We start from the raw sequence: 24,312 nt of genomic DNA on the forward strand, positions 1-24,312 counted from the left end.
CGAGCAGTGGCGAGGATCGATCGACGACATCGCGCGAGGGATGAGCGAACACAGTGAGCGAATCGGATGGTGAGGACGTGGCAATTCCCCGTTGCCAGCGTCGGTAGCGTAGCCGTCGTTACCGACCGTGTGATCCGCTCCAAACAGTGATCGACGCCTCTTAGAAGCCGCTCGGACCGCCATAATACGTAAACGGACACGCTTCGACTGGCGCGATATGAAACGACTTCCTCTCGGAATCTCGAGGCTCGACCGGATGATCGACGGGGGCGCGCCCGCCGGTAGCGTCGTGTTGCTCGCGGGCGAGGCCGGGGCCGGCGCGCGGGAGTTCGCCTACACGAGCGCGGTGTTGAACGGCCTCGCGGGCTCGGCGCCCGACGAGTTCGATCGCTACTACGGCGACCTCGAGTCGGGGACCGAACTCCCCGACGCGGTCCACTACGTCTCGTTTACGGACGAACGGGCGGCGATCGTCGACGAGATGGAGTTGGTCATGGACGCCGACCTCGTCGACGCGGGGACGGACGGCGTCTCCGTCGTCGAACTCGCGGAGTCGTACTTCCAGCTGACGCCGGTGCCGACGGACTGGTACGCCGAGCGCGCGACCGACATCACCGAACTCGGCCGGCGGACCGATCGCAGCGACGTCCTCGAGGCGCTGGGCGAGTACCTCACCGAGCACGCGGCGGGGAGCCTCGTCGTGATCGACTCCGTGACCGATCTCGTCGCGACGGCGGACGATCGGATGGCCTGGTCGGACCTGACGGTCCTCTTGAAGGGACTCAAACGCGCCGCCCACCGCTGGGGCGGCGTCGTCCTGCTGCTGGTCAACGCGGAGGCCCTCGAGCCGACGGAGCTGGGGCGCTTGAAGGAGGCCACCGACGGGACCCTGCTGTTCGAGTGGGAGAGCGGCGGCTCCGAGCGCGCCCGAACGCTCGTCGTCGAACAGTTCCGCGGGGTCCTCTCGCGACTCGAGGACGAGGACATCGTCCGGTTCGAGACGGCGATCAACGACAGCGGATTCGACATCAGTAACGTTCGAAAAATCCGCTAAGACCACCTCTACCGTGCGTATCGAACGGTGAGTCCGAACCAACCCTTAAGCCCGCTTCGACCGAACCGTAGATCGAACAAATGTCGAGCGAAGACGACGGCGGCATCTCGTTCGCCCCGCCCGGCGAGGTCGACGACTGGCTCGCCCGGGAGGCCAGCCGGCGCGGCGAGAGCCGCGACGACGTCTGCCGTCGTCTGGTTACGGCGGCCCACGCCGTCGCGACCGACGACGACATCGAGCCGAGCGACCTCGACGATCTCACTGCCGTCCAGGGCCGGATCGACGCCCAGCGCGACGAGTTTACGGAATTACTCGAGGACGTCCGGAGTCGCGTCGTCCAGGTCAAACGCGAGACCGACGCCAAGGCGCCCGCCGACCACGATCACGCCGACCACGTCGGCGAGGACGAGTTCGCGGCCGTCCGAGAGGACCTCGCGACCCTCGAGGCGACCGTCGACGACGGCTTCGAGAACTTCGAGGACGTCCTCGAGTCCCTCGTCGACGAGACGGCGGCGCTCGACGATCGGACGACCGCGCTGGCCAACATCGTGCTGGACCTCCGCGACCGCCGGGACGCCGTCGCCGAACGGGAGCGCCGCCGGGCGGCGGCCGATCGGCTCAAACGCGCGGCCAACCGGCTCGGAATTCGTACCGCCGTCTGCGACGCCTGCGACGCCGCGGTCGACCTCGCGCTGTTGACCGAGCCCGCCTGTCCCCACTGCTCGACGGCGATCACGGACGTCGCCGAGAAGACCTCGTTCTTCGGCTCCCACACGCTCGTGACCGGCGAGCCGCCGGCGCTCGAGGGACGGGTCGACGACGGCGCGTCGTCGCCGTCGTCGGAGGAACCGATCTTCGACGCGCTCGAGGCGGACCCGCCGGACCGCGACGAGGTGCGCGACCGAACCGAACGGAACGGCGCGGACCGTGAAGACGAGGGAAACGAACGGGCTGACGGCCCGAGCGCGGCGGCCGTTCTCGGCTTCGATTCGGAGGAGACGGTCCGATGACCGAGGATGCGCCGTCGGACGGAGCGCTCGAGTCCGATCGGTCGATCGCATTCGAGCCGGACGCCGCGGGCGGTTCGACCCCGTCGGAAGCCGACGATATCGACCGAACCGGTCCCCTTAGCGATCTGGCCGCGGCGGTCGACGAGCGGCGGAGCGCGGCCGGAGACGGCGCCGACGCCGCCGGGATCGACTTCGACGAACTGTTCGACCGCGAGGACGTCGCGGCTCTCGACCGCGACCGACTCTGGGAGCGCCTCGAGAACGACGACGCGCCGGGGGCGCCCCCTCGCGACGAGGAGCGGGAGATCCGCGAGATCGAGACGGACGGCTACTGCCACCAGTGCGAACACTTCGCGTCGCCGCCGACCGTCGCGTGTACCCGCGAGGGAACCGACATCCTCGATATGCCCGCGCTGGATCGGTTCCGGGTCGCCGACTGTCCGGTCGTCTCGGAGGACGAAGCGCTCGAGGGTCGCGAGTAATCGCCCGCGGGCCCGCGAGAGGTGCACTTTTCCTGCTCGATCCGCTACACTCGGCTATGCAGTTCTGCGACGATTGCGGCTCGATGATGAAAGCTCAGGGCGATCGCATGGTCTGTACGAACGACGACTGCGGCGCCGCGAGCGAACGCGACCGCGAGCAGGAGGACGCGTTCGTCACGACCGAGTCCCAGACCGACGACGACGTGATCGAGTCCGACGAGAACGCCAACTTCGAGGGGAAGCCGAAGGCGACGGACGTGATCTGCGACGAGTGCGAGAACCAGGAGGCGTGGTACACCCTCAAACAGACCGCCTCGGCCGACGAACCGCCGACGCGCTTTTTCAAGTGCACCGAGTGCGGCCACCGCTGGCGCGGCTACAACTGAGGGCCAGATCGGTCGAATTCGCTCTCGAGGACGGTTCCGATCACCGCGCCGACGATACTCAGGACGAGAGTGTACGCCGCGATGCCAAGCAGGAGGAGGACGACCACGGCCCCGAAGCCGCCCGGTCCCAGAACCCCGAGAAACCAGAGCGCGACCAGCCCGAACAGCAGTTTCGGGACGAGCATGACGAGCCCCGCGAGCGCGCCGACCCGAAGTCCCTCGTCGGCCCCACCGCCCTCGAGGTAGCCGGCGACGGCCCCGCCGAGAACGGTCGATCCCGGGAGGAACGACAGCACGATCCCGACGCCGCCACCGAGCAGGGCGTTGACGGTCCGGTTCGAATCCGATCTCGCGTCCGAGTCCGTCCCGTAGGTGTCGATCGGCGGCGGCGTGTCGGTCGCGTCGGAGTCCATACCGCACGATACTGTTGCCGAGACAAAAAGTGTTCGCCGACGATACGATCGCGGGGGATCGAGCGCGGATCCGCGGTCACGCCGCTCGGCGACCCCGTCGGACCGCCCGCCAGATGCGGATTTCGACCCGCGAATCGATGCGGGAGTAATCCCCAACTGGAGATGACGGTTTCTCCACAAGAACCGTTTATCAGCGCAATGTCACCTCATAACTAATCCGCAATGGGGGCAGGTGGCCGCCATGGATCGCAGGCAGATCCTCAAGGCGGCCGGCGTAACGTCGACGATTCCCCTCGCGTCCGGGCTCGGCGCGGCGCGCAGTGACGAGCGCAAGCGGGGCAACGGTCGAGATCGGGGACAGGCGCGACGGGAGTGTGCCCAATCGCAGTGTATCCACCCGGTGCTCGGCTACTCGGGTCTCGAGGGCGAGGAACGGGTGCCGTCGCCGCTCCAGCCCGACTACGAGGTCGATCTGATCACGCGACCGCCGGAGGAGGGAGGGGAACGGCCGCTACCGGAGTTCTTCTTCCAACCGACCGGCCTCGCCGTCGATCCCGGTGACGTGGTCCGCTTCAACCTGGAGACGCCCGACCACACCGTCACCGCGTATCATCCACAGCTCGGCCGGCAACGCCGCGTTCCCGACGGGGTCCCGGCGTTCTCGTCGCCGGTCTTGGGCACGGGGACGTTCTGGCTCTACCGCTTCGATAAGCCCGGCGTTTACGACGTCCTGTGTGCGCCCCACGAGATCTTCGGGATGGTCGCGCGGATCGTCGTCGGTGACCCGCCGGCCGAACCGGCGTTCGGTCCGTCGGGACCGGTCGAGACGAACGGCGAGGAAGTCGAGCTTCGACCGCCGGCGCTCACCGCGGAACTGGTGTACGAGGATCCGCTATTGGAGCCGTCGACGATCGCGGAGCGGGGGAGCGTGAGTTGGGACGAGCTCGCAGCTGAGAGCAAAGAGGTACTGGTCGAGTTCCCCGAAGAAGAGTAGTCGACTCGAGGCGCGATACCGGCCGGCATCGCGCCGTCCCGACGCGGCTCGTTCCGTCTGTGTTACCGCTCGAGCGCTCCGAGCGCCGGTCAGTCGGGCAGTTCGAGTCCGACGGTCCCCTGATCGAGGACGTCCGTTCGGTTGTCCACGTGGCCGACCTCGTCGTAGTCGATCGGCCCGTCGACCTGGTGGGCATCGGCGCTCGGCTCGTCCCCGATATAGACGATGTTCGGTTCGGTCCCGATGTCCTCGAGGAGCCGGAACGTCGACTCGGCGGTACCGACCTCGGCCCGAACGAGCGCTCGCGCCTCCCGTTCGGTCAGCCCGTCGTCGCTGTCCTCGGCCGGGTCGGTCTCGCCGGTGAGGACGGCGATCGCCTCCTGCAGTTCGTCCTCGGGCGGGTTCTGCGCTCGCACGCGAGCCAGTTCGGGATCCTCGAGGTACCGTCGCGTGTCGCTTTCGGGGTCGTTCATGTCGCCGAACTGGATCGCCTCGGGCGGACAGGCGTCCTCGCAGGCGGTCCGGCCGACGAACTCCTCGCCTTTGGTGCCGTCCTGGCGGGTCGCACAGAACGTACACTTCTCCATGACGCCCCGCGGCCCGCGGCTCCCGACCGGACGCCCGCGGGCGTCGTAGACGTGATCGTCCTCGAGTTCGTCCGCCGAGACGCCCGGATCGTCCCACTGGAAGTAGTTGACGCCGTAGGGACAGGCGACCTGACAGTACCGACAACCGATGCAGACGTCGTAGTCGGTCAACACGAGGCCGTCGCTGTCCCGCGTGTGACGGGCGGTCGTCGGACAGACCTTCTCGCAGGGCGCGTCCGTACAGTGTTGACAGGGGCGAATGAGTCGGTTATGGCCGTCGGACGCGCTCTCCTCGTAGTCGAGGACGTACATCCAGTTGGCCCCCCGCTCCCAGTTGTGCTCCTCGGCGCAGGCGACGACGCAGGAGAGGCAGCCGTCGCACTGCTCGAGGTCGAGCACCATCCCCCACTGCGTTCCCTCGTCGTCCCCCTCGGACGCCTCCGGCGCCTCGGCCGCCGACGGCGCCGTATCGTCGTCCGCCGTCGCGACCCACGCGCTGAGTCCGACGGCTCCCGCCCCGGCGCCGACCTTGCGCATCACGCCGCGACGCGATTCCTCGTCGACGCCGAACCGCGAACCCGTCTCCGCGTCGCGCCCGTCGCCCGGCCGCTCGAGCGGTCGGTCGTCCTCGCCGAACTCCGCGACCACGGCCTCGTGATACCGGTCGTAGAACTCGGCTTCCGAGAGCTCTCCCGCCGTGACTCGCCGGGCGTCCCGCGCCATCTCGAGCCCGAGTTCCGCGTCGTGGTCGGCGTCCTCGAGCATCCGTTCGAGTTCCGTCCGTCGGTCACCCTCGGGCCATCGGCTCGGCCCGTCGTCGGTTACGTTCTCGTTGTCACCCATCGTAGCCACCCACCGTTGTGTGGATTCCGATTACGTGCCGTGCTAGCTAATGCCTCGAATGAGGGCTCGCGATGAGATAACGGACGCCCTTGTACTCGCCGGGGCGTCGAGACGGGGCGGCGATTCGTTCGGGAGAGGGGACGGTATCGCACGGGTTTCGGGTCCGTCTCGAGCGCGGTGTCGGACTCGAGCGGTCGGAACCGTTCGGCGCGACTGACCGTCCGGATCGCCGCACACCGGACTTTTGGCGTGGTAACACATAGCAAATAGTATGGCAGACGGGGAGTCAGGGGAGTCGCGGCGGCGGGTGCTTCGGGCCACGGGATGTGGGTCGGCGATCGTGCTCGCCGGGTGCGTGTCCGTAGGCGAAGACACCAGTCAGGAAGCCGGCGAACCGGCGCTCGACCGACCGGCCGACTGGTGTTTCGATCGACTGGACGACGCCGTCCCGGAGGCGGAAGCGAACGCGGTGAGCATCGACGGGATCGAACGGAAGCCGGAGGGCGAGCTGGCGTCGAAGGAGGAAGCCAGCTACCAGTGCGGGCCCGCGGACGGGAACCACTGCGGCACCTGTACGTACTACATCGACGACCGCGACGGCGACGCGGTCGGAGCGTGCACCGAGGTCGCCGGCGAGATCCGCTCGGCGGACTGGTGCGCGCTCTGGGCGCCGCGAGAGGAGCTTCAGAACGAGTAACCGCGACCGGCGCCCGCGGGTCGCCGATCGGACGACGGACGAGCGCGGACACAACGTTCACAACGATTCGCGCGAACCCTCCAGTAGACGAATGTCCGAGGGGCCGCGGTTGCCGGGCGTCGAGACGGACGAGGAGGACGAGGACCGCATCGTCTGTCACGTCGACGCCGACTGCTTCTACGCCTCCTGCGAGCGACTGCGCGAGCCCGAACTCGAGGGCGAACCCGTCGTCGTCGGCATGGGCTACGAACCCGGCGAGACCGTCGGCGCCGTCGCCACCGCCAGCTACGAGGCCCGCGAGTTCGGCGTCGAGAGCGCCCAGGCCATCTCGACGGCCCTCGAGAACCTGCCGCGCCGCGCCGCGCTCTCGGACGACGCCGAGGACTACGAACCGGACCTCACCCGCGAGGAGACCGGGTTCTACCGCCCCGTCGATATGGACTACTACGAGTCGGTCGCGAGCGAGGTCCGCGAGATCCTCCACGACTGCGCCGACGTCGTCCGGGAGGTGAGCATCGACGAGGCCTACCTCGACGTCACCGAGCGCACCGCCTGGGAGGTCGCCGACGGCTTCGCCCGCCACGTCAAGGATCGCATCCGCCGCGAGGTCGGCGTCACCGTCAGCGTCGGCGTCGCGCCGACGATGAGCGCGGCCAAGATCGCCAGCGACTTCGACAAGCCCGACGGCCTCACGGTCGTCCGCCCCGGGGAAGTGCGGGAGTTTCTGGCTCCGCTCGAGGTCGACCTGCTCCACGGCGTCGGTCCCGTGACGGCCCGCGAGCTACGGGAGATGGGCCTCGAGACCGCGGCCGACGTCGCCGCGGCCGATCCGGAGCCGCTGGTCGAGGCGTTCGGCGAGCGCGGCCGGGAGCTGTACGACCGCGCCCGCGGCGACGACGACCGCCGGGTCGAGCCGAAGGGCGAACCCAAGAGCTTCTCGCGGGAATCGGCCTTCGCCGACCCCGTCTCGGAACCCGAGCCGAAGTACGAGCAGATCGAGACGCTCGCGTCGGCGGTCGCCGACCGCGCCCGACGCGAGGGGGCGCTGTACCGCACCGTCGGCGTCAAGGCCGTCCTGCCGCCGTACGACGTCAACACGCGCGCGAGGTCCCTCTCCGGGCCGGTCGACGACCCCGACCTCGTCGAACGCATCGCTCGCGACCTCTTCGCCGAGTTCGAAACCGACCCCGTCCGCAAGGTCGGCGTCCGCGTAGCCAACCTCGAGTTCGCGGCCGCCGATCAGGCCAGCCTCGACGGCTGGGAGCGACGCGCCGACGAGCAGCGCACCGACGGCGGCGGGGCGACCGACGACCCGAGCGACGAAACCGAATCGACGTTCGACCCGAGCGATGGCGACGAACCGGCGTCGCCGGACGCCTCTCGAGACCTCGAAGACGGACAGTCCTCGCTGACCGATTTCGCGAATCGGTGAACGTCTCCAGTTCAGACAGGTCACCGCAGCCGAAATAATCAATTGGGTGGAGCGACGAGAGGTACCATCCTGCACCGAACGACACGATAATTATATGCCGAGCCGACAACTCACATCCGATAACACGATCCCGTGACTCTCACATGACTGAGGATTTCTACGACCTTCTCGACGTTCCTGACGACGCCTCCCAGGACGAGATCAAGACCGCCTACCGCGAGCAGGTTCGCGTCTACCACCCCGACCACAACGACGACGAACGGGCTCGAGCACAGTTCACGGCGGTCAAGAAAGCCTACGACATCCTCGGGGATCCGGTCGAGCGCCAGGCCTACGACCGCCTCGGTCACGAGGACTACGTCGCGAAACGAACCAGCGGCCTCCCCTCGGCGGACGTCTGGCGGTCGAGCGATTCGTCCGACGAGACGTCCGACGCCGACGAGGAACGGGAGCGAGCGACGGCGACCGCGGGCGCGGCGGCCGGAACGAGCGGAACGACGTCGACGACGGACTCGCGGTCGAGCGCCGGCGCGAGTTCGGGCACCGCCTCGAGCGCGTCGACCTCGAGTGCATCGACCGCAACGGGATCGACCGCGAGCGCGGGCGCGACGTCGAGTTCGAGCACCGCGGGAACGAGCGGGACGACCGGAACCGGTTCGACCGGGACGAGAACGGCGGGCCGAACGACGACGGGAACGACGGGAACCGCGGGAACGTCCGAATCGAACGTCGACTCAAGCGCGGAGTCCGAACCCGGCGGGTTCGGCGACAACGCCGTCGTCCGCTGGTGGCGCCGCCAGAACTTCTCCCTCCCGCTGATCTGGCTGTCGGTCGTCGTCTACCTCTCCGGGCTCGGCCACTTCGCGTCCGCCAACCGGTCGGCCCTCGAGGCCCTGCGAGCCGAACTGGCCGCCGCCGGCACCGATCCCGACGCCCTCGCGACGGCGCTCTCGAGCGGGCGCTACGGGATCGACTCGAGCGTCGCGTATCTGACGGCCTTCGAACTCGTCGCGCCGCCGCTCGCGGAGCCGCTGTGGTACGCCGCGCTGGCCGGCGCGGTCGGCCTGACGCTCCTGACGTTGCTCGGCGTGCGCGCCTACCGAGACGGCGACACCTGGGGGCCGGTGACGATCGACGAGACGATCGTGGTCGCGCTCGCGGTCACCGCGACGACCGTCCTCGTCGGCGGGCCGCTGCTGGCCGGCGCGGTGCTCATGCCGATGCTGTTCGCCGTGATCGTCCGTCACACCCGGCGCGGTCCCGGCTGGAAACCGTCGTATCTGTACGTCGTTCCCGTGCTCGCCCCGCTGGCCGGGTTCGCCGCGGCGGCGGCCGGCGAGGCGACGCTGGGGAGCGATCTCGCGGCGCTCGTCGTTCTCCCGATCGTCGGCGGCCTGGGGCTGCCGCTGCGGGCGACGATCCGGAAGCACTTCGGTTGGTGACTCGCGCGGTCGATCCGTTCGCTCGGGTACCGACGTGCGAATCGTTTCGTTTCTCCGTCGATTGTTGCTGCAGTCGCTCTCGCTCGAGATGCTGGGATAACGATTCGGTCCGAGAGCGGCGGTCCATCCCGGACGTACGGAGAGACTAACCTACTGCGCGGTTTCGTCATTCGACGATACGACTGAAACGCAATCGAACCGGTAACTACGTGTGCTTATTGACCGACGGGAGTTCCGTCCGTCGAACGAGGGACGCAGCGAATGCTGGATACAGGCCGCGTATTCGGCGGGGCTCTCCCGACGAGGAACGGTCACGTGTGATCCGCTCTCAATCCGGCTGCCGACTCAGTACGGGAACGGTACTGAACCGGCTAGCTGCGATCACACACCGCCCTGAAAGTTATCTTTCCGTTACAATTACAAGAGACAGCTGACGTCCATCACCGCTGAAGTCGGGATTCGCGAAGAAACGCTAGCGGAACATCTCACCGTCGCCCCACCATCCATAAATTACAGTTTACTTATATGTGGGTAGTTCGATGTCTAAAAGACCCTGTTTGGGGTATGAGAACATGAAACTAAACAGACGATCGGTACTCGAGGGTATCGGTGCAACGGGTGTATCGCTGACGTTCGCGGGGTTCGCAACTGCCGAGGGCGGTGCTCGGTATATCGTTACCGTCGAAACCGATCGCGCCCGTGATCGTCTTGAGGCCGCGGAGTTCGCAATCGAAAACGTGCTCGCTGGCGGTGCTGTGGTAGTTGCCGTCGGCAGAGCGAATGCAGTTGATGATCTCGAAGGAATCCGGGGTGTCAGAGCGGCCGCACGAGACGTCTTATTCGCCCTGGAGGAGCCGGTGGCGACAGAACCGGTTGACGAACGCTTCGACGAGCCCACTTTTTGGGACCGGCAGTGGGACAAGCACGTCACCGACGCGAGAGAGGCCCATCAGACGGCGACTGGAGACGGTTCCACGATCGCGGTCATCGATACGGGGGTTGACGCGAGCCATCCGGACCTCCAGAACGTGGACACCACTAACAGCGCCGCGATCGTCGACGGTGCCGTGACCGCCGGCGACGGTGGGTGGGTACACTGGCACGGAACGCACGTCGCGGGGATCGCCGCCGCTCAGGGCGGGAGCGTCACTGGAATGGCACCGGACGCCACCATCCTGAACTTGCGGGTGTTCCCGGAAGAGGGTGACTTGCTCGCGTCTGCGAGCGATATTCTGTTGGCCCTGGAGTACGCCGCCGACCGAGGTGCCGACGTAGCGAACATCAGCCTCGGGGCGGGACCCTACCCCCCGCAGGCCAACGCCGGGGGACTCCGCGCCGCCCGCGAGAAGGTCGTTAATAACGCGGTCCGCCGAGGGCTGCTCGTCTCAGCGAGTGCTGGTAACGAGGACGCGAACCTCAAGCAAGGCGGGTTCTTCCACCTCACGAGCAGCGTCGCCGGCGCGATGAGCGTCAGCGCCACCGGCCCGGACGACCTCCGAGCGTTCTACTCGAACTACGGTTCCAATGACATCGCCGTCGGGGCGCCGGGTGGCGGGTACGAGACGAGTGAGAAGACCGAGAGCACGGACACTCCATGGCCGTACCCACAGAACCTCGTGTTTTCGACGCTCCCCGGCCCGAGTTACGGGTGGGCAGCCGGGACGTCGATGGCGGCCCCGCAGGTCACCGGCGCCGCTGCGCTCGTTCGCGAAGCCGTCCCGGACGCTAACGCGCATCAAGTTGAACGGGCCATCAAGAACGGCGCCGATCTCGTCAACGGGCAAAGCGACGACGACCTCGGTGCGGGTCGCTTGAACGCCGCCGACACGCTGGATGCGCTGCAAGTACGCTAACCAGTCGCTGAAAGCGGCCGTAACTACGACTCTCGGCGAACCGGTCAGGTCCCCGAGACGAGCAATTTTTCGCCGGCCCTCTAGGGAGGCACATCGGTTCCGACGCTGAATAACGAAACCGTATTACCGACTACTGCTAGCACCGGGCGACAGCGGACATCGTTCTCGAGCGGCGTTCCGACCGGGTTCCGTCTCTGTCAGAATTCGCGGGCGTCTGAAGATCAGCTCTCAGCCGACCAGCGTCGCGACGCCTTTCGTCTGGCGGTAATCCCGTCCCAGGATCGCCTCGAGTCGCGCGACGATCGCCTCTTCGTCGGTGTCTTCCCACTCGGTCGGCTCCCGAATCGGGACGATCAGGAAGCCTCGTCCGCGGATCTCGGTGGCGTGGAGGACGGCCATATCGAGGTCGATTCGGTGCCGTTGCGTGGTGTACTCCCGGAGGACGTGATCGGTCGCCCGCTCGCCGACCGGCAGCAGGATGTGGGCGTTGATCGCCCGGAGTTCGGCGTCGAAGAACCGCTCGAGGTCGGCGTAGGATTCGTCGCTCGGCGTCTCTCCGGGCGGCAGACAGCACATGTGGATGTAGCTGCAGTACAGGTTCTCGAGGTCGGGTCGGTCGAACGGGCCGCTGGCGAAGTCGACCGCGCGAGCGACCTCCTGAATCGCGACGCCGGACTCGGTTTCGGTGAACGGCACGCCGGTCGACCGCCCGCCGTGGACGTCGGGGTGGTCGCCGATCAGGTGGAAGTCGGCGTTGGCGTCGCCGTAGCCGAAGACGGCGGTCCGCTCGTCGGGCCCGGTCCGATCGAACGGCGGTCGCAGTCCGAACGGGTTGCTCGTCCGCTCTGTGACGTTCTTCACGCCTATCGAAAGCTCATCGAGAGGCTTAACCGCCCCGGTTACCGGTTACCGGTTACTCGCGGGCGATGTCGCAGGCTCGATCGCGGGGGCGAGCGTCCCTCGCGGCGCGAGCGCATCGAATCTATCCCCTCGGAATGTAGTAGACGACCACCTCGGCGCGGTGGGAGTCGACGAGCGGCCCGGTCGGCAGGTGAAACGCCGACTCGGCGGTGACGCTCCCTCGGGATTCGATCTCGTCGCTGATCCGCGGCGGCTCGGTGCCGACCGGATAGCCGACCCGAACGACGACGCGTTCCGGCTGGCGGAGCGGGACCGGATCGGTGTACTCGACCGTGACGTCGATGAGCGTGAGTTCGGCGTATTCGGGCGAATCGAGAACGGCCGTCACGTCCTCGTTGACGTTCTCCTCGTAGACCCCGGTTCGGTAGGTGTCGTAGGTCACGGCGCCGAGAAATCCCGAGAGGACGACGATCGTAACCGCGAGTGCGACGGCGCGTTTCTTCGTGGCGACGCGGGCTTCGTCCTGCTGGAACCAGTTGTCCGGCCGATACCCCTTGTACCAGAGCACGGCGAGGCTGGTGATGTTGATCGTGAGGACGTTCACGAGGACGAGGACGCTCGCGGCGAGCGTGACCTCCGGGAGCCCCCACGCGAGACCGATGCCGACGCCGACGAGGGCGGCGGACGTGCCGGCGGTGAGCGTCCACGCCCCCGCGACGCCGGCGCCGGCCGCGATGACGAGCGAGAGTATATCGGGGGTGAGTCGGCCCTGAATCTCCGAGATTTCGAAGATGTCGAGCATCGGCGAGACGAGTCCGGTCGTCCGGGCGACGAACGCGAAGCCGGCGGCGGTGACGACGCCGACGCCGAGCCCGAGCGCCTGAAGCTTGATCCCGCGCCGGAACAACGCGTGGTCGTTGATGACCGTGCCGACGCTCGCGCCGAGCGCGGGACCGATCAGCGGTGCGATCACCATCGAGCCGACGACGACCGCCGGCGAATCGAGTAGCAGACCGGCGGTCGCGACGAGCACGCTCATAACCGTCATGACGAGGTACGTGCCGAACGTGGGGGTGAGGTCCTTCGCTTCCGCCTGCAGTTCCTCGCGGGAGATCCGTGCGGTGTCCTGGGCGTATCGCTGTTCGAGTTCGTCGTACCGTTCGGAGACGACGGTTTCCGCCTCGACGATCACGGTGTAGGAATCCTCGTCGAGTCCCGCGTCCCGGAGTTCGTCGAGGACGGATTCGACCGCGGGCGCGGGTAACGGGAACGTGATGACGACCGAGGGTTCGTCGCGGCTCCGCTCCTCGACGAGAGTGAAATCGAGACCTTCGTTCTCGAGCGTCTCCTCGACGGTTTCGCGCTGTTGTGTCGGAATAAGTACTTCCACGAGCCGCATGGGATCACGTCCATCATACCGTGGATAAACGTTCGTCCTCCGACCGGTCGCAGCGACGGGGACCTCGAGGGGGGATCGGAGACCGCTGCACCCCTGCGGACGCGCGGATCCGGGCGTCGCCGAACGCCTGCCTCACGACGATCCGAACCGCAGAACCCGCGTTCAGCCGATGCGATAGCGGCGGCGAGACGGCCGCCTCCCGCTCGAGTTTCGAGTCACGGATCCGACTGCGTTTCGACCTCGAGTTCCTCGTCCAATCGACGCGAGGGCGACGCCGGTTCGTCGTCGGCATCGACCGCGATGGTCGAGCCGATGAGCGCCGCGAGGCCGCGGCGCAGCCGCTGTGAAACCGCCGAGTCGGACACGTCGAGCCGGTCGCCCAGTTCGACCAGCGTGGTTCGCCGCGGGACGTCGAAGTAGCCGGCCTCGTAGGCGGCGACCAGCAGTTCTCGCTGGGCCGTCGTCAGTCCGAACCCGCGGCCGCCGCTCGGTTCGCCCGTCTCGTGGAGGCGGACGAGTTCGATCGAGATATCCCGCTCGAGGCAACTGCTGTAGAAGGCCGACAGGTCCTCGGAGGACGGAAACCGGAGGCGGAACGTCCAGCGTGACTCCGTGCCGACGGCGCTCGTGACGATCACGTCGCGCTCGCGGATCGTCTCGAGGACGCCGTCGACCCGATCGTTCCACGCGATCTTGACGAGGACGTGATCGTCGAGCTCGTCGACGATCGAGACCGCGGCGACCGTCCGGTCGGACTCGAGGGTGGCGACGATCGAGTCGGCGACGTCGGCCGGCGCCCAGAAGTACGGGACGACCGACTCGCTGGTCGGGACCGTCGTCTCGACGGTCAGCGTCACGTCCTCGTCCGTATCGAGCAGCGACCCGAGCTGAAACTCCGCCGCCGGGACGACGACCGTCGCGACGAGACTCATCGTTCGCTCCGCACCGTTACCGACGGGCCGACGCGGCCGGTACGGTCCCGTCGTCGAACTCGATTCGACTGCCTCGATTCGCTCGCCGTCCGTCCGGTAGCAGGGTACATGGAGGGATCGTCGATGAAACATCCACAGGTGCTTACAAGAATTGGCGGGTTTGCTATCGAAGCGATTTAAATGACGGCCGTTATCGGACGGAGACTCGAGTCGAGTGGCGGGCGAGCCCGTCGGTCGCGATCGAACCTGTCCGAAAACGGCGGACGGGAGCCCCCGCAGCGGTGTGTTTATTGTTCGTCACCGAATGTTCAACGAACATATGTATCAGGTCGGCCATTACGGGACGGCGCTGCTGGCGTACGCGCCGCTTGGCACCGCCGTCGCCCTCGGCGGACACGAGACGGCGGCGATACTCGGCGCGCTCGCCTGCGTCGCGCTCTCGACGCTCCCCGATTGCGACCGCAAACTGCCGCTCGTCGAGCACCGCGGCCCGACCCACTCGCTGGCGTTCGCCCTGTTGGTCGGCGCCGGTCTCGCCGGCATCGCCGCGACGCTCGCCGGGACCGGTTCGCCCCTCCTCGGCGCCGGCCTCGTCGGTTTCGCGTTCGTCGTCGGCGCGCTCTCGATCTGCTCGCACCTCCTCGCGGACGCGCTGACGCCGATGGGGATCCGTCCCCTCTGGCCCCTCTCGAGTCGCCGCTACACGCTCGCGGTGACCCGAACGGCGAATCCGCTGGCCAACTACGTTCTGTTTGGCCTCGGGGTCGCGGCGGTACTCGCGGGCGCGGGAATCGTCGCGACGTTCGGCTAATGGGGTTAGGCCAGCGACGAACGGCAGAAAGCCGTGAACGTTGTTATCGGGACGCCGGCGTCCGCGACGTCCTCGAGGCGCGGCGCGTCAGGCCGACGCCCGCCAGGAACGCGACGAAGAGCACGCCGGCGCCGACGGCGTAGAGGGTGTCGAACGCGGGGTTGACGGCCTGTCGGCCGAGGTAGGTGACGGCGAGCGCGAGCACCGCCGTCGCGCTCAGGAACGCGGTCAGCCGACCCTCGTCGAACCGGCGGCGGCCGATGATCGTGGCGACGATGACGGACGCGAGGATGACGAGCGTGACGCCGTACTGGAACATCTGCATCGACGGGCCGTACGTCGTGACGTCGCTCATCACCGTCGGGCTGATCACCACGTGGGCCGGGAGCGCGACCGTGCCCACCACGAGCGCGCCGGTGACGTGACCCGCCGTCAGCCGCGGCGCCCAGACGAGGACCGTCGCGACGGTAAACACCACGAAGATCGAGATCGCGGTCCAGAAGTGGAGTCCGAGAATGTCCATCGTGTACGTCGTGACGGTTTCGCGACCGAGGGCGACCTGAATCGGCGTCAGCACCAGTCCGGCGACGACGAGCCCGGCGACGCGACGGTCGACGTCCGGCAGGCGAACGGCGGCGACGGCCGTCCCGATGATCGCGAAGCCGGCGAACATGGCGACGAAGCGGTGGAACCACTCGTAGAAACTCGGGAGGTTCGCCGGGAGCAGGTTGTACGGGCCGGCGTCACACTGAGGCCAGTTGGCCTCGCAGGCCAACCCCGACCCGGTCGCCTTCGCGGCGATGCCGAGCAGGATCGTCGCCGCGACCATCACGAGCGTCGCCGCGAGCAGATGCGGAAAGCCGAACCGTTCGATCAGCGGACGAACTACCGGACGAGAGGTCTGACTGTTGGTCGACACGGACGTTCGACGATGGCTTAGGACGGCCCGTACTTAGGTTACCCGAGTCGTTCTTACCGCGCTGGAATCGGGGGGCTGACCCCCGGACAGCGCCCGATTACGACTCCCGCCGAACGGACGCTCGCCGCGACCGACGGCTTCGCGTTCGCCGCATTCAAGAGTCGGCCACGCCAGCACTCGACATGGAGAAACGCGAGCGCCTCGAGAGTTACCTCGAGTCGAACGACCTCGATTCTGTCTGGTTCGCCCGGCCGAACTCGTTCGCCTGGCTGACCGGGGGGAACAACGTCGTCGACCGCGAGACCGACGCCGGCGTCGCCGCCGTCGGCTACGACGGGACGACCCTCCGGATCGTGACGGACACCATCGAAGCCGATCGGATCGCCGACGAGGAGTTGCCGGATCTCGACGCCGACGAAATCTCGATCGAGCGGTTCCCGTGGCACGACTCGTCGCTCGAAGCGGCCATCGCGGCCCGCGTCGGCTCCGACGAACGGGCCGCCGCGGACGTCGACGTGCCGGGCTTAGAGCGCGTCGATCCGACGCCGCTCCGACAGCCGTTGACGAAACGGGATCGCGAGCGCTACCGGCGGCTGGGACGGGAGACGGCCGCCGCCGTCGAGTCGGTCTGTCGGGAACTCCGGGCCGAGGACACTGAACACGAGGTCGCGTCGGCCCTGCGGGTCGCCCTCTCGGCCCGGGACGTCGAGGCGCCCGTCGTCCTCGTCGGCGGCGCCGAACGCGCCCAGCGGTACCGCCACTACACGCCGACCGAGGCCGAACTCGGCGACTACGCGCTCGTCTCGGTGACGACCCAGCGGGCCGGCCTCCACGCGAGCTGTACTCGAACGGTCGCCTTCGACCCGCCGTCGTGGCTCGAGGAGCGACACGCGACCGCGGCCCGCGTCGAGACGACGGCGCTGGCGGCGACGCAGGCGGCGGCCGGCGACGACGGAACCGCGGGGACGGCCGGCGACGTCTTCGCGGCGATTCGGGACGCCTACGACGCGCTCGGCTACGCGGGCGAGTGGGAGCGCCACCACCAGGGCGGCGCCGCCGGCTTCGCCGGCCGGGAGTGGATCGCGACGCCCGACCACGACGCGCCGGTGACGGCGCCGATGGCCTACGCCTGGAACCCGACCGTCGAGGGCGCGAAGAGCGAGGACACTCACCTCGTCACCGAGGACGCGGTCGAGTCGCTGACGGACACGGACAACTGGCCGACGACGACCGCCAGCGCCGTCGGGTACGAGTTAGAACTCGAGCGGCCGGCCGTGCTGACGCTCGAGGACTGAGCCGAGAAATCGAGAGAACCGGGGCGACGAGTGGCCGGCGACGGTTTCGCGCCGTCGTTACGTCTCGGAGCCGGGAGCTGACGACGACTCGGTCGCGTCGTCTTCGTCGGCCGAGTCGGCGTCGCGCCCCGTGGAGGTGGCGTCCTCGGACTCCGAGCGCGCCGTCTCGGACGCTTCGGTCGCGGCGGGCTCCGGGGGCTCGGTGTCGTCGACGGTGATCGTCACCGGTTCGTTGCCGCCCTCGAGACCGGGATCGGACGCACCGTGGCGATCGAGGAGCCGATCGAGCGTGAAGATGGTGTTCAGCTCCTGCTGGACCTGATCGACGACGCCGCCGACGAGTTCGCTCGGCTGAATGGCCGTGTACTCGTAGGGGTTGTTGCCGGCGCCCTCGCTGGCGCGTTTCTCCCGATTCACGCGCTCCTCCTCGTGGAGTTCCGCGAGGGCCTCCCGGACCGTGCTCGGATAGAGACCGGTCCCCGTGGCGACCTCCTCGGAGGTGCTGCCCGGATTGGCCAGCAGGTAGACGTAGATCTTCGCGCGGGTCTCCGTATCGAGGATCCACGAGAGCAGATCGACGATCCGGCCGTCGACCTCCTCGACGGCGGCCGCTCGATCGCCCTCGTCTCGAGGCTCCGCCGGGTCGTCCGCACCGGGCTCGAGGGGCGATTCGTCGAACTGATCGTCCGATTCGTCGCGCTGCGGGCGGCCGCTCCCGTCGCCTCCTCGACGTTCGTCAGTGTCGTCTGAAGCCATATGTCCTCTCGTCCGGGACGAGGCTTCCCACAGGGGTAAACCTTTGCGGGAATCAATATCACGAACTGTTTCCGGTCGATACGAACGGCCGAATCGGGCACAAACGGGCGGCGGCGCGCTCACTCGGTCCCGAGCAGCAGCGACTCGCAGAGGGCGTCGGGACCCTCCTCCTCGAGCAGGCGCCGCTGTCGCTCGGCGCCGCTGTCGCGCTCGTAGACGCGCCTGATCCCGTCGATCCCCAGGCGCTCGCACTCGCGGTCGACGAGTTCGCCGAGATCGATCGTCCCCTCCATCTCGCGGTCGATGAGGGTGGCCTCGTGGCCGTGGCGGATCGCCCGCCACTTGTTCTCGTCTAACAGTTCGCGGCGGTGATTCCGGCCGTAGCCGTCGGCGCCGTCCTCGTACTCCTCGGCGAGCGCTTCCACGAGCGCGTGGGCGTACTCGACGAACGCGAGGACGATTTCGGGGTCGGCTTGCCCGTCCGGCGTCCGGAGTTCGACGGTCCCGTGGGCGGTGTGGGGCCGCACGTCGTACCAGAGTTCGCCGCGGTCGCGGATCGACTCGGTCTCGAGCATTCGGCGCTCGAACCGGTCGAAGGCCTCGTAGTCCTCGAAGTAGGTCGGCATCCCCGTGTTCGGCAGCGCCTCGAAGATCTTCGCGCGGGCCGACTGGAGCCCGGTGTCGTACCCGTTCCAGTACGGCGAGTTCGCGGAGAGCGCGAGGATGATCGGGACGTACCAGCGCAGTTCGTTGGCGATCCAGACCGCCTTATCGGCGTCGTCGACGCCGACGTGGACGTGGACGCCCGCCGTCGTGTTCCGGTGTTGCGGGTACTGGATCCGGTCGAGTTGCGACCGATACCGCGGCTTTTCGGCGTGTTCGAGTTCCTGCCACTTCGCCAGCGGATGCAGCCCCGCCGCGGCGATCCGGTAGCCGTGGTCGGTGGCGTGATCGACCAGCGCCCGTCGAATCTCGAGCAGCGTCTCTCGAGCGTCGTCGGGAGCCTCGATCAGCGGCGTCTGGGTCTCGATGACGAACTTGAACAGTTCGTGATCGAGCCGTCCCTCGAGGATCTCGGGCGGGTCGTACTCGTAGACGAGATCGTCGGTGCCGCTCGTGGGGCGACCGTCGTCGTCGACGACGAAACACTCCTCTTCGATCCCCAGCGTGCCCATGCGCGTAAACGAATCCCGGGACCCGCGTTCCATCGTCTGCCGTTTTCGACCGCGACGGTAAATACCGTTTGGACTCGGCAGCGCGGTGACGGCGGTCGAATCGAACGGTCGTCTTGCGGGCTCGAGCACCCGATCGGGAGTCGAAATTCGACCGGACGTCTCGCGGATCGGACCGGTGTTCGACGGCCGGTATCCGACCGAAGCAGTCGGTTCCCGTGGTGGTCTCAAGCTGTTTTGGCAGTTCACTTATCGGTCTGGTTCTGGTCCCCCGTAGACAGCTATGGTACCGAAAGCGAACGGTCCGCCGCAGCGACCGGTTCGGGTGCACCGTCTGGGACCGCGACCGTCGTCGCCGAGCGGAGGGAAAGTATGAGCGCGGCCTCGAGCGAGAAGGGCGCGGTCCGTCGCTTTTTCACCGGACTCGGCGAACTCTCGAGCAGGCTCGTCCGACGCTATCTCCCCGACGCGTTCATCTTCGCGCTCCTGCTGACGTTTCTGACGATGGGGATCGCGGTCCTGGTCACCGATACGGGTCTCGCCGACGTCGCGACCCACTGGGGAGCGGGCTTCTGGGAGGTCGTCACGTTCTCGACGCAGGCGACGCTGGCGCTGTTGACCGGCTGGGCGCTGGCGGATTCCCCGCCGGTCAAACGCGGGCTGCGACGGATCGCGGCGATCCCGAGCAGCCAGACGGGAGCGATCGTCGTCGTCGCATTTTGCGGGCAGTTACTCGGGCTGTTCCACTGGGGCGTCGTGTTGATCGCCGGCGCGATCCTCGCCCGCGAGGTCGGCATCGCGATGGCCGAGAAGGACGTCGACGTCCACTATCCGCTGCTGGTCGCGGCCGCCTACGCGGGGCTGCTCCCGTGGCATCAGGGCCTCTCCGCGGCCTCGCTGTTGCTCGTCGCGACGGACGGCCACTTCGCCGAGGAGAGCATGGGCGTCATCCCCGTCTCCGAGACGATCTTCCACCCGTTCAACCTCGCGCTGGTCGCGGCGACCGTCGCCGTCGTCGTGGTGCTCATGCCGCTGATGGCGCCCGACGACGAAAATATCACGACGGTCCCCGAGGAGAAGCTGCGGCAGGCGCGCGGCGAGGCGATGACTGATGGGGGTGAGCCGAGTGGAACGAAGCGAACGTCGGAGCTCCGTTCCGACGGTGGGATGACCGCGACCGCCGGCGCGCGGCCGCATCGCCTGCACGAATCGCGATCGAAGGAACTCCTGCTCGATAGCACGGCGCTCTGCGTCGGGGTCGGGCTGCTGATGTGGACGTATCTGGGCTACCTGTTCGCGACGGAGCCGTTCATGGACGTCCTGAACATCAACATCCTCATCTCCGCGATGTTCGGCCTCGGCTTCCTCGCACACATGTCGCTTCGCAGCTACATCGACGTCTTCCACGAGGCGATCCGCGGGGCCAGCCAGATCATCATCCAGTTCCAGTTCTACGGCGGGATCATGGGCATCATGGTCTTCTCCGGACTGGCCGAGCTGATCGCCGAGACGGCCGCTACCTACGCGACGGAGACGACGTGGTATCTGATGGTGTTCGTCTCCGGGGGCATCGTCAACTTCTTCGTCCCCTCCGGCGGCGGCCAGTGGACGGTGATGGGCGAGATCTACGCCTCGGCCACCCATTCGATCCCGGGAACGCAGATGAACCACATGATGATCGCCTTCGCGATGGGCGACCAGTGGACCAACATGGTCCAGCCGTTCTGGGCCATTCCGGTGCTCGGCATCGCCGGGCTGACCATCCGAGACATGATGGGCTACGTCGTCGTGCTGTTCGTCTTCTCCGGGATCGTGATGGGTGCCGGGGCGATCCTGATGGGGGTCGTCGGGTGATCGTCATGAGCGGCGAAACATCCACTCACGACGCCGAACGGACGGACCGGTCGGTCGCCGACGGGACCGATCGAACGGGGTTCGTCCCCGCCTTCGGCCAGTACTTCCCCGAGTCGCTCGTCGGCGCGGTCCTGCTGGCGGGACTGGCGCTCGTCGCGACGGCTCCCTTCCTCGAGCCGCTGACCCAACTCGAGGTGTTCGCGACCGGCTTCTACGATCTGTTCGCGCTGCAGATGTTCGTGATCCTCTTCTGGGTGCTCAGCGCCGCGGTCGTCGAAGCGCCGCGCGTCGGCGCCGTTCTCGACCGGGTCGCCGACGCCCTCCCGACGAGCCAGCGGGGGATCGTCTTCTCGACGGCCGTCCTCTCGCTGGCGCTGGGCTGGGTCAACTGGGCGCTCGGGCTGATCGCCGGCGTCCTCGTCGGCCAGAGGCTCTGTCGGCGCGCTCGCGCCGAGGGGACCGCGGTCCACTACCCGCTCGTGCTGACCGGCGCCCTGCTGTCGCTGGTCGTCGCGAACCAGGGGCTCTCGAGTCCCGGCGCGTTGCTGATGGCCGACGGGAGCGGCGTCGCGAACGTCGTGGCCGAGGACGCCGGGAGCGTTTCGATGTCGTCGTTCGTGCTTCACCCGGTGAACCTCGTCTCGACGGCGGTCTTCGTCGTCACGCTCCCGCTCCTGCTGGTCTGGCTCGCGCCGAACGAGGACGCCGAGATCGAACCGCTCGCGGAGCGCAACCGCGTTCTCGAGGGGTCGATCGCCGAGACGCTGTCGCACTACTCGCCGGCGCGGGACCGCGAGGACTGGCGGCTCGGCGACCGGCTCGAGAACAGCCGCCTCATCAGCCTGGCGACGGTCGCCGTCGGCCTCGCGTCCGCGGGGTGGCACTTCGGAACCGGCGGCGCGCTGACGCTGCCCTGGCTCGCGTTCGCGCTGGTCGTGCTCGGTTTGTTGGTCCAGGGACCGCCGATGGCCTTCCGGGAGAAGACGGAGGACGCGACGCGGTGGGCCAACCACGTGGCGATCCCGTTCCTGCTGTACGCTTCGGTCGTCGCGTTGCTGACCGAAGCCGACCTGTACGGACCGATCGGCGACGCGATCGCGAGCACGGGCGTTCCCGGCGCGGCGTCGTACGTCGTCGCCGTCGTCTTGGGCTTGCTCGTCCCGGATCCCGCCTCCGTCTGGGTCCTTCAGGGGCGGGCGCTGGCGGCCGCCGACGTCGATCTCGTCGTCTCCCTGATCGCGACGATGTACGGTGCGGGCGTCTCGAACCTCTGGCTCGCGTTCCTGTTCGCCGGCATCCTCTCGATCCGCGGCTTCGACTGGCGGGAGTTCGCGACGTACGCGGCGATCGTCACGCTGTACGTTTCGGTCGTCGTCCTGGGGCTGTTGCTGGTCTTCTGATCCCCGAGACGGACCGCCTGACCCGCGGTCCGTCTCGGCTTCGTTCGGAGCGTCGCCTCGAGTCGCTCGCCGTCGAGCACCGATCAGGACGCGACGCGCTCGGCTTCGGGATCGACGTCCGCCTCGTCCTCCCGGAGTTTGAACTTCTGGATCTTGCCGCTCGGGTTCTTCGGGAGTTCGTCGACGAAGTAGTACGTCCGCGGCCGCTTGAAGTCCGCGAGCCGATCGCTCTCGAGGACGAACTCGTCGAGGGCGGCCGCGTCGACGCCGTCGGCGACGACGTACGCGACGACCCGTTCGCCCCACTCCTCGTCGGGTTCGCCGACGACGGCCGCCTCCTCGACGGCGTCGTGGGCGAACAGCACGTCCTCCACTTCCGCGGGGTAGACGTTTTCGCCGCCCGAGACGATCATGTCGTCCTTCCGGTCGACGACGTAGAGGTAGCCGTCGTCGTCGCGGTAGCCCAGGTCGCCGGTGTAGTACCACGTCGTTCCGTCGGCCTCGCGCAGCGATTCGGCGGTCGCCTCGGGGCGGTTCCAGTACTCGCGCATCGTACACGGGCTCGAGAGCAGGATCTCGCCGATCTGGCCCGCCTCGACCTCGGCGTCCGGATCGGCGTCGGGGTCGACCACGCGGACGCGGTGGTTGAGCGCGGGCAGGCCGGCCGACCCCTGCTTCGGAATCTGGTCCTCCGGCGGCTGGAAGACCGCCGCCGGCCCGAGCTCGGTCATCCCGTAGGCCTGGACGTACGCCTCGCAGAGGTGGTCCATGCAGTTCTCGAGGACCCGTTCGGGCATCGGCGCCGCACCGTAGAGGCCGATCCGGAGCGACGAGACGTCGACGTCGGCCTCGGCGGCGGTCAGCGACAGCGCGTTCCACGCGGTCGGCGCCGCGAAGAGGACCGTGACGCCGTGGTCTTCGATCGCCTCGAGGGCCGCTTCCGGGTCGAACTCGTGGTGGATGACGTTCGCCGCGCCGCGGTGGACCCGCGCGAACAGGCTGCAGTGGAGTTCGGCGCAGTGGTACAGCGGCATGATCGAGAGGCCGACGTCGTCGCGGGTGAGATCGAGTTCCGCGATGCACAGCAGATTGTGCTCGACCATGCTCCGGTGTTCGTGGACCACGCCCTTCGGACGGCCCGTCGTTCCCGACGTGTAGATGAACGCGTAGACGTCGTCCTCCTCGACGGCCACGTCGGGCCGCTCGGCGGTCCCCGACTCGAGGAGGTCGTAGAACCCCCGCGCGTACGCCGGCGGGTCGTCGCGGTCGTCGTCGATGAACACGTACTCCGAGACGGTCTCGAGGCTCGGTCGCGCCCCTTCGACCGCCTCCCGCGTCTCGGATTCGAACAGGACCAGCTCGGCTTCGGCGTCGGTGACGATGTACTCGATCTCGCCCGACGGCAGGCGGAAGTTCAGCGGCGTGAAGACGGCGCCGAGCTTCGCGCACGCGTAGACGATAAGCGCCATCTCCGAGCCGTTGTGCAGGACCGTCGCGACCCTGTCCCCCTTCTCGATCCCGAGGTCGCGCATCGCGTTCGCCAGCCGGTCGACGCGCTCGTCGAACTCGGCGTAGGTCCACCGCTGGTCCTTCCGCGGATAGACGATCGCGTCCCGGTCGGGATAGCGGTCGACCGTCTGCTCGAGGGTATCGCCTATCGTGGGGTGCTGTGTCATACCACGAATCGGTACCACGAACGGCCTTATAGCCGTTATTGACG

Annotated in this window: 22 protein-coding genes; 13 read left to right on the forward strand and 9 right to left on the reverse strand. The window is 67.8% G+C overall.

Annotated features, from left to right (window positions below; all coding sequences use genetic code 11):
- Nucleotides 1-217: 217 nt before the first annotated feature.
- The 4 genes from HTZ84_RS05530 to HTZ84_RS05545 all read left to right on the forward strand — a co-directional run bounded on the left by HTZ84_RS05530 (nt 218) and on the right by HTZ84_RS05545 (nt 2,932).
- Nucleotides 218-1,054, forward strand: a complete 837-nt coding sequence (locus HTZ84_RS05530; RefSeq protein ID WP_174679758.1) for an RAD55 family ATPase — start codon at nt 218-220, stop codon at nt 1,052-1,054.
- Between the two features lie 80 nt (nt 1,055-1,134).
- Nucleotides 1,135-2,064, forward strand: coding sequence for a hypothetical protein (locus HTZ84_RS05535; RefSeq protein WP_174679759.1), 930 nt, complete (start codon nt 1,135-1,137; stop codon nt 2,062-2,064).
- Nucleotides 2,061-2,546 (forward strand): hypothetical protein, encoded by a 486-nt coding sequence (locus HTZ84_RS05540; protein WP_174679760.1) that lies wholly within the window; start codon nt 2,061-2,063, stop codon nt 2,544-2,546. The genes HTZ84_RS05535 and HTZ84_RS05540 overlap by 4 nt, the downstream gene beginning before the upstream one ends.
- 56 nt (nt 2,547-2,602) lie before the next feature.
- The gene (locus tag HTZ84_RS05545; RefSeq protein WP_008894994.1) at nt 2,603-2,932 is read left to right on the forward strand and encodes a transcription factor S; all 330 of its coding nucleotides are present in this window, start codon (nt 2,603-2,605) and stop codon (nt 2,930-2,932) included.
- On the opposite strand, the gene HTZ84_RS05550 is transcribed toward HTZ84_RS05545, so the two are convergent.
- On the reverse strand, nt 2,923-3,345 hold the full coding sequence (locus tag HTZ84_RS05550) for a DUF5518 domain-containing protein (RefSeq protein WP_174679761.1): 423 nt from the start codon (nt 3,343-3,345) through the stop codon (nt 2,923-2,925). The genes HTZ84_RS05545 and HTZ84_RS05550 overlap by 10 nt on opposite strands.
- Nucleotides 3,346-3,586: 241 nt before the next feature.
- Between HTZ84_RS05550 and HTZ84_RS05555 the strand changes: the two genes are divergently transcribed.
- The gene (locus tag HTZ84_RS05555) at nt 3,587-4,339 is read left to right on the forward strand and encodes a cupredoxin domain-containing protein (protein WP_174679762.1); all 753 of its coding nucleotides are present in this window, start codon (nt 3,587-3,589) and stop codon (nt 4,337-4,339) included.
- An 89-nt stretch (nt 4,340-4,428) separates the two neighbouring features.
- On the opposite strand, the gene HTZ84_RS05560 is transcribed toward HTZ84_RS05555, so the two are convergent.
- The gene (locus HTZ84_RS05560; protein WP_174679763.1) at nt 4,429-5,769 is read right to left on the reverse strand and encodes a 4Fe-4S ferredoxin N-terminal domain-containing protein; all 1,341 of its coding nucleotides are present in this window, start codon (nt 5,767-5,769) and stop codon (nt 4,429-4,431) included.
- Between the two features lie 271 nt (nt 5,770-6,040).
- Between HTZ84_RS05560 and HTZ84_RS05565 the strand changes: the two genes are divergently transcribed.
- The 4 genes from HTZ84_RS05565 (at nt 6,041) to HTZ84_RS05580 (ending at nt 11,193) form a co-directional block, all read left to right on the forward strand.
- The gene (locus tag HTZ84_RS05565; RefSeq protein ID WP_174679764.1) at nt 6,041-6,466 is read left to right on the forward strand and encodes a high-potential iron-sulfur protein; all 426 of its coding nucleotides are present in this window, start codon (nt 6,041-6,043) and stop codon (nt 6,464-6,466) included.
- Between the two features lie 91 nt (nt 6,467-6,557).
- A complete protein-coding gene (locus HTZ84_RS05570; protein ID WP_174679765.1) occupies nt 6,558-7,898 on the forward strand; it encodes a DNA polymerase Y family protein in 1,341 nt (446 codons plus the stop codon).
- Nucleotides 7,899-8,041: 143 nt separating this feature from the next.
- The gene (locus tag HTZ84_RS05575; RefSeq protein WP_174679766.1) at nt 8,042-9,340 is read left to right on the forward strand and encodes a J domain-containing protein; all 1,299 of its coding nucleotides are present in this window, start codon (nt 8,042-8,044) and stop codon (nt 9,338-9,340) included.
- 572 nt (nt 9,341-9,912) lie between these two features.
- Nucleotides 9,913-11,193 carry a S8 family peptidase gene (locus HTZ84_RS05580; protein ID WP_174679767.1) on the forward strand — a complete coding sequence of 427 codons (1,281 nt, stop codon included), beginning with the start codon at nt 9,913-9,915 and terminating at the stop codon, nt 11,191-11,193.
- A gap of 228 nt (nt 11,194-11,421) precedes the next feature.
- On the opposite strand, the gene HTZ84_RS05585 is transcribed toward HTZ84_RS05580, so the two are convergent.
- The 3 genes from HTZ84_RS05585 to HTZ84_RS05595 form a co-directional block, all read right to left on the reverse strand.
- On the reverse strand, nt 11,422-12,054 hold the full coding sequence (locus tag HTZ84_RS05585) for a uracil-DNA glycosylase family protein (RefSeq protein WP_174679768.1): 633 nt from the start codon (nt 12,052-12,054) through the stop codon (nt 11,422-11,424).
- 121 nt (nt 12,055-12,175) lie between these two features.
- Nucleotides 12,176-13,453 (reverse strand): TIGR00341 family protein, encoded by a 1,278-nt coding sequence (locus HTZ84_RS05590; protein ID WP_174679769.1) that lies wholly within the window; start codon nt 13,451-13,453, stop codon nt 12,176-12,178.
- A 215-nt stretch (nt 13,454-13,668) separates the two neighbouring features.
- Complete coding sequence (locus HTZ84_RS05595) at nt 13,669-14,385, reverse strand: helix-turn-helix domain-containing protein (RefSeq protein ID WP_254611711.1); 717 nt, start codon at nt 14,383-14,385, stop codon at nt 13,669-13,671.
- Between the two features lie 319 nt (nt 14,386-14,704).
- Between HTZ84_RS05595 and HTZ84_RS05600 the strand changes: the two genes are divergently transcribed.
- Nucleotides 14,705-15,196: a metal-dependent hydrolase gene (locus HTZ84_RS05600; protein WP_174679771.1), complete on the forward strand. Its 492-nt coding sequence runs from the start codon at nt 14,705-14,707 to the stop codon at nt 15,194-15,196.
- 43 nt (nt 15,197-15,239) lie between these two features.
- Here HTZ84_RS05600 and HTZ84_RS05605 read toward each other — a convergent pair whose 3' ends face one another.
- Complete coding sequence (locus HTZ84_RS05605; protein WP_174679772.1) at nt 15,240-16,115, reverse strand: COX15/CtaA family protein; 876 nt, start codon at nt 16,113-16,115, stop codon at nt 15,240-15,242.
- 182 nt (nt 16,116-16,297) lie between these two features.
- Here HTZ84_RS05605 and HTZ84_RS05610 point away from each other — a divergent pair, with 182 nt between their 5' ends.
- Complete coding sequence (locus HTZ84_RS05610; RefSeq protein WP_174679773.1) at nt 16,298-17,410, forward strand: M24 family metallopeptidase; 1,113 nt, start codon at nt 16,298-16,300, stop codon at nt 17,408-17,410.
- A 57-nt stretch (nt 17,411-17,467) separates the two neighbouring features.
- On the opposite strand, the gene HTZ84_RS05615 is transcribed toward HTZ84_RS05610, so the two are convergent.
- Nucleotides 17,468-18,166 carry a helix-turn-helix domain-containing protein gene (locus tag HTZ84_RS05615; RefSeq protein WP_174679774.1) on the reverse strand — a complete coding sequence of 233 codons (699 nt, stop codon included), beginning with the start codon at nt 18,164-18,166 and terminating at the stop codon, nt 17,468-17,470.
- Between the two features lie 119 nt (nt 18,167-18,285).
- Nucleotides 18,286-19,374 (reverse strand): glutamate--cysteine ligase, encoded by a 1,089-nt coding sequence (locus HTZ84_RS05620; RefSeq protein ID WP_174679775.1) that lies wholly within the window; start codon nt 19,372-19,374, stop codon nt 18,286-18,288.
- A gap of 336 nt (nt 19,375-19,710) precedes the next feature.
- On the opposite strand from HTZ84_RS05620, the gene HTZ84_RS05625 reads away from it, so the two are divergent.
- Nucleotides 19,711-21,192, forward strand: a complete 1,482-nt coding sequence (locus HTZ84_RS05625) for a short-chain fatty acid transporter (RefSeq protein ID WP_174679776.1) — start codon at nt 19,711-19,713, stop codon at nt 21,190-21,192.
- Nucleotides 21,193-21,197: 5 nt separating this feature from the next.
- Nucleotides 21,198-22,592: a TIGR00366 family protein gene (locus HTZ84_RS05630; protein ID WP_174679777.1), complete on the forward strand. Its 1,395-nt coding sequence runs from the start codon at nt 21,198-21,200 to the stop codon at nt 22,590-22,592.
- Between the two features lie 83 nt (nt 22,593-22,675).
- On the opposite strand, the gene HTZ84_RS05635 is transcribed toward HTZ84_RS05630, so the two are convergent.
- On the reverse strand, nt 22,676-24,268 hold the full coding sequence (locus HTZ84_RS05635) for a fatty acid--CoA ligase (RefSeq protein WP_174679778.1): 1,593 nt from the start codon (nt 24,266-24,268) through the stop codon (nt 22,676-22,678).
- Between the last annotated feature and the right edge of the window lie 44 nt (nt 24,269-24,312).

The organism is Haloterrigena gelatinilytica, from assembly GCF_013342145.1.
GTDB lineage: Archaea > Halobacteriota > Halobacteria > Halobacteriales > Natrialbaceae > Haloterrigena > Haloterrigena gelatinilytica.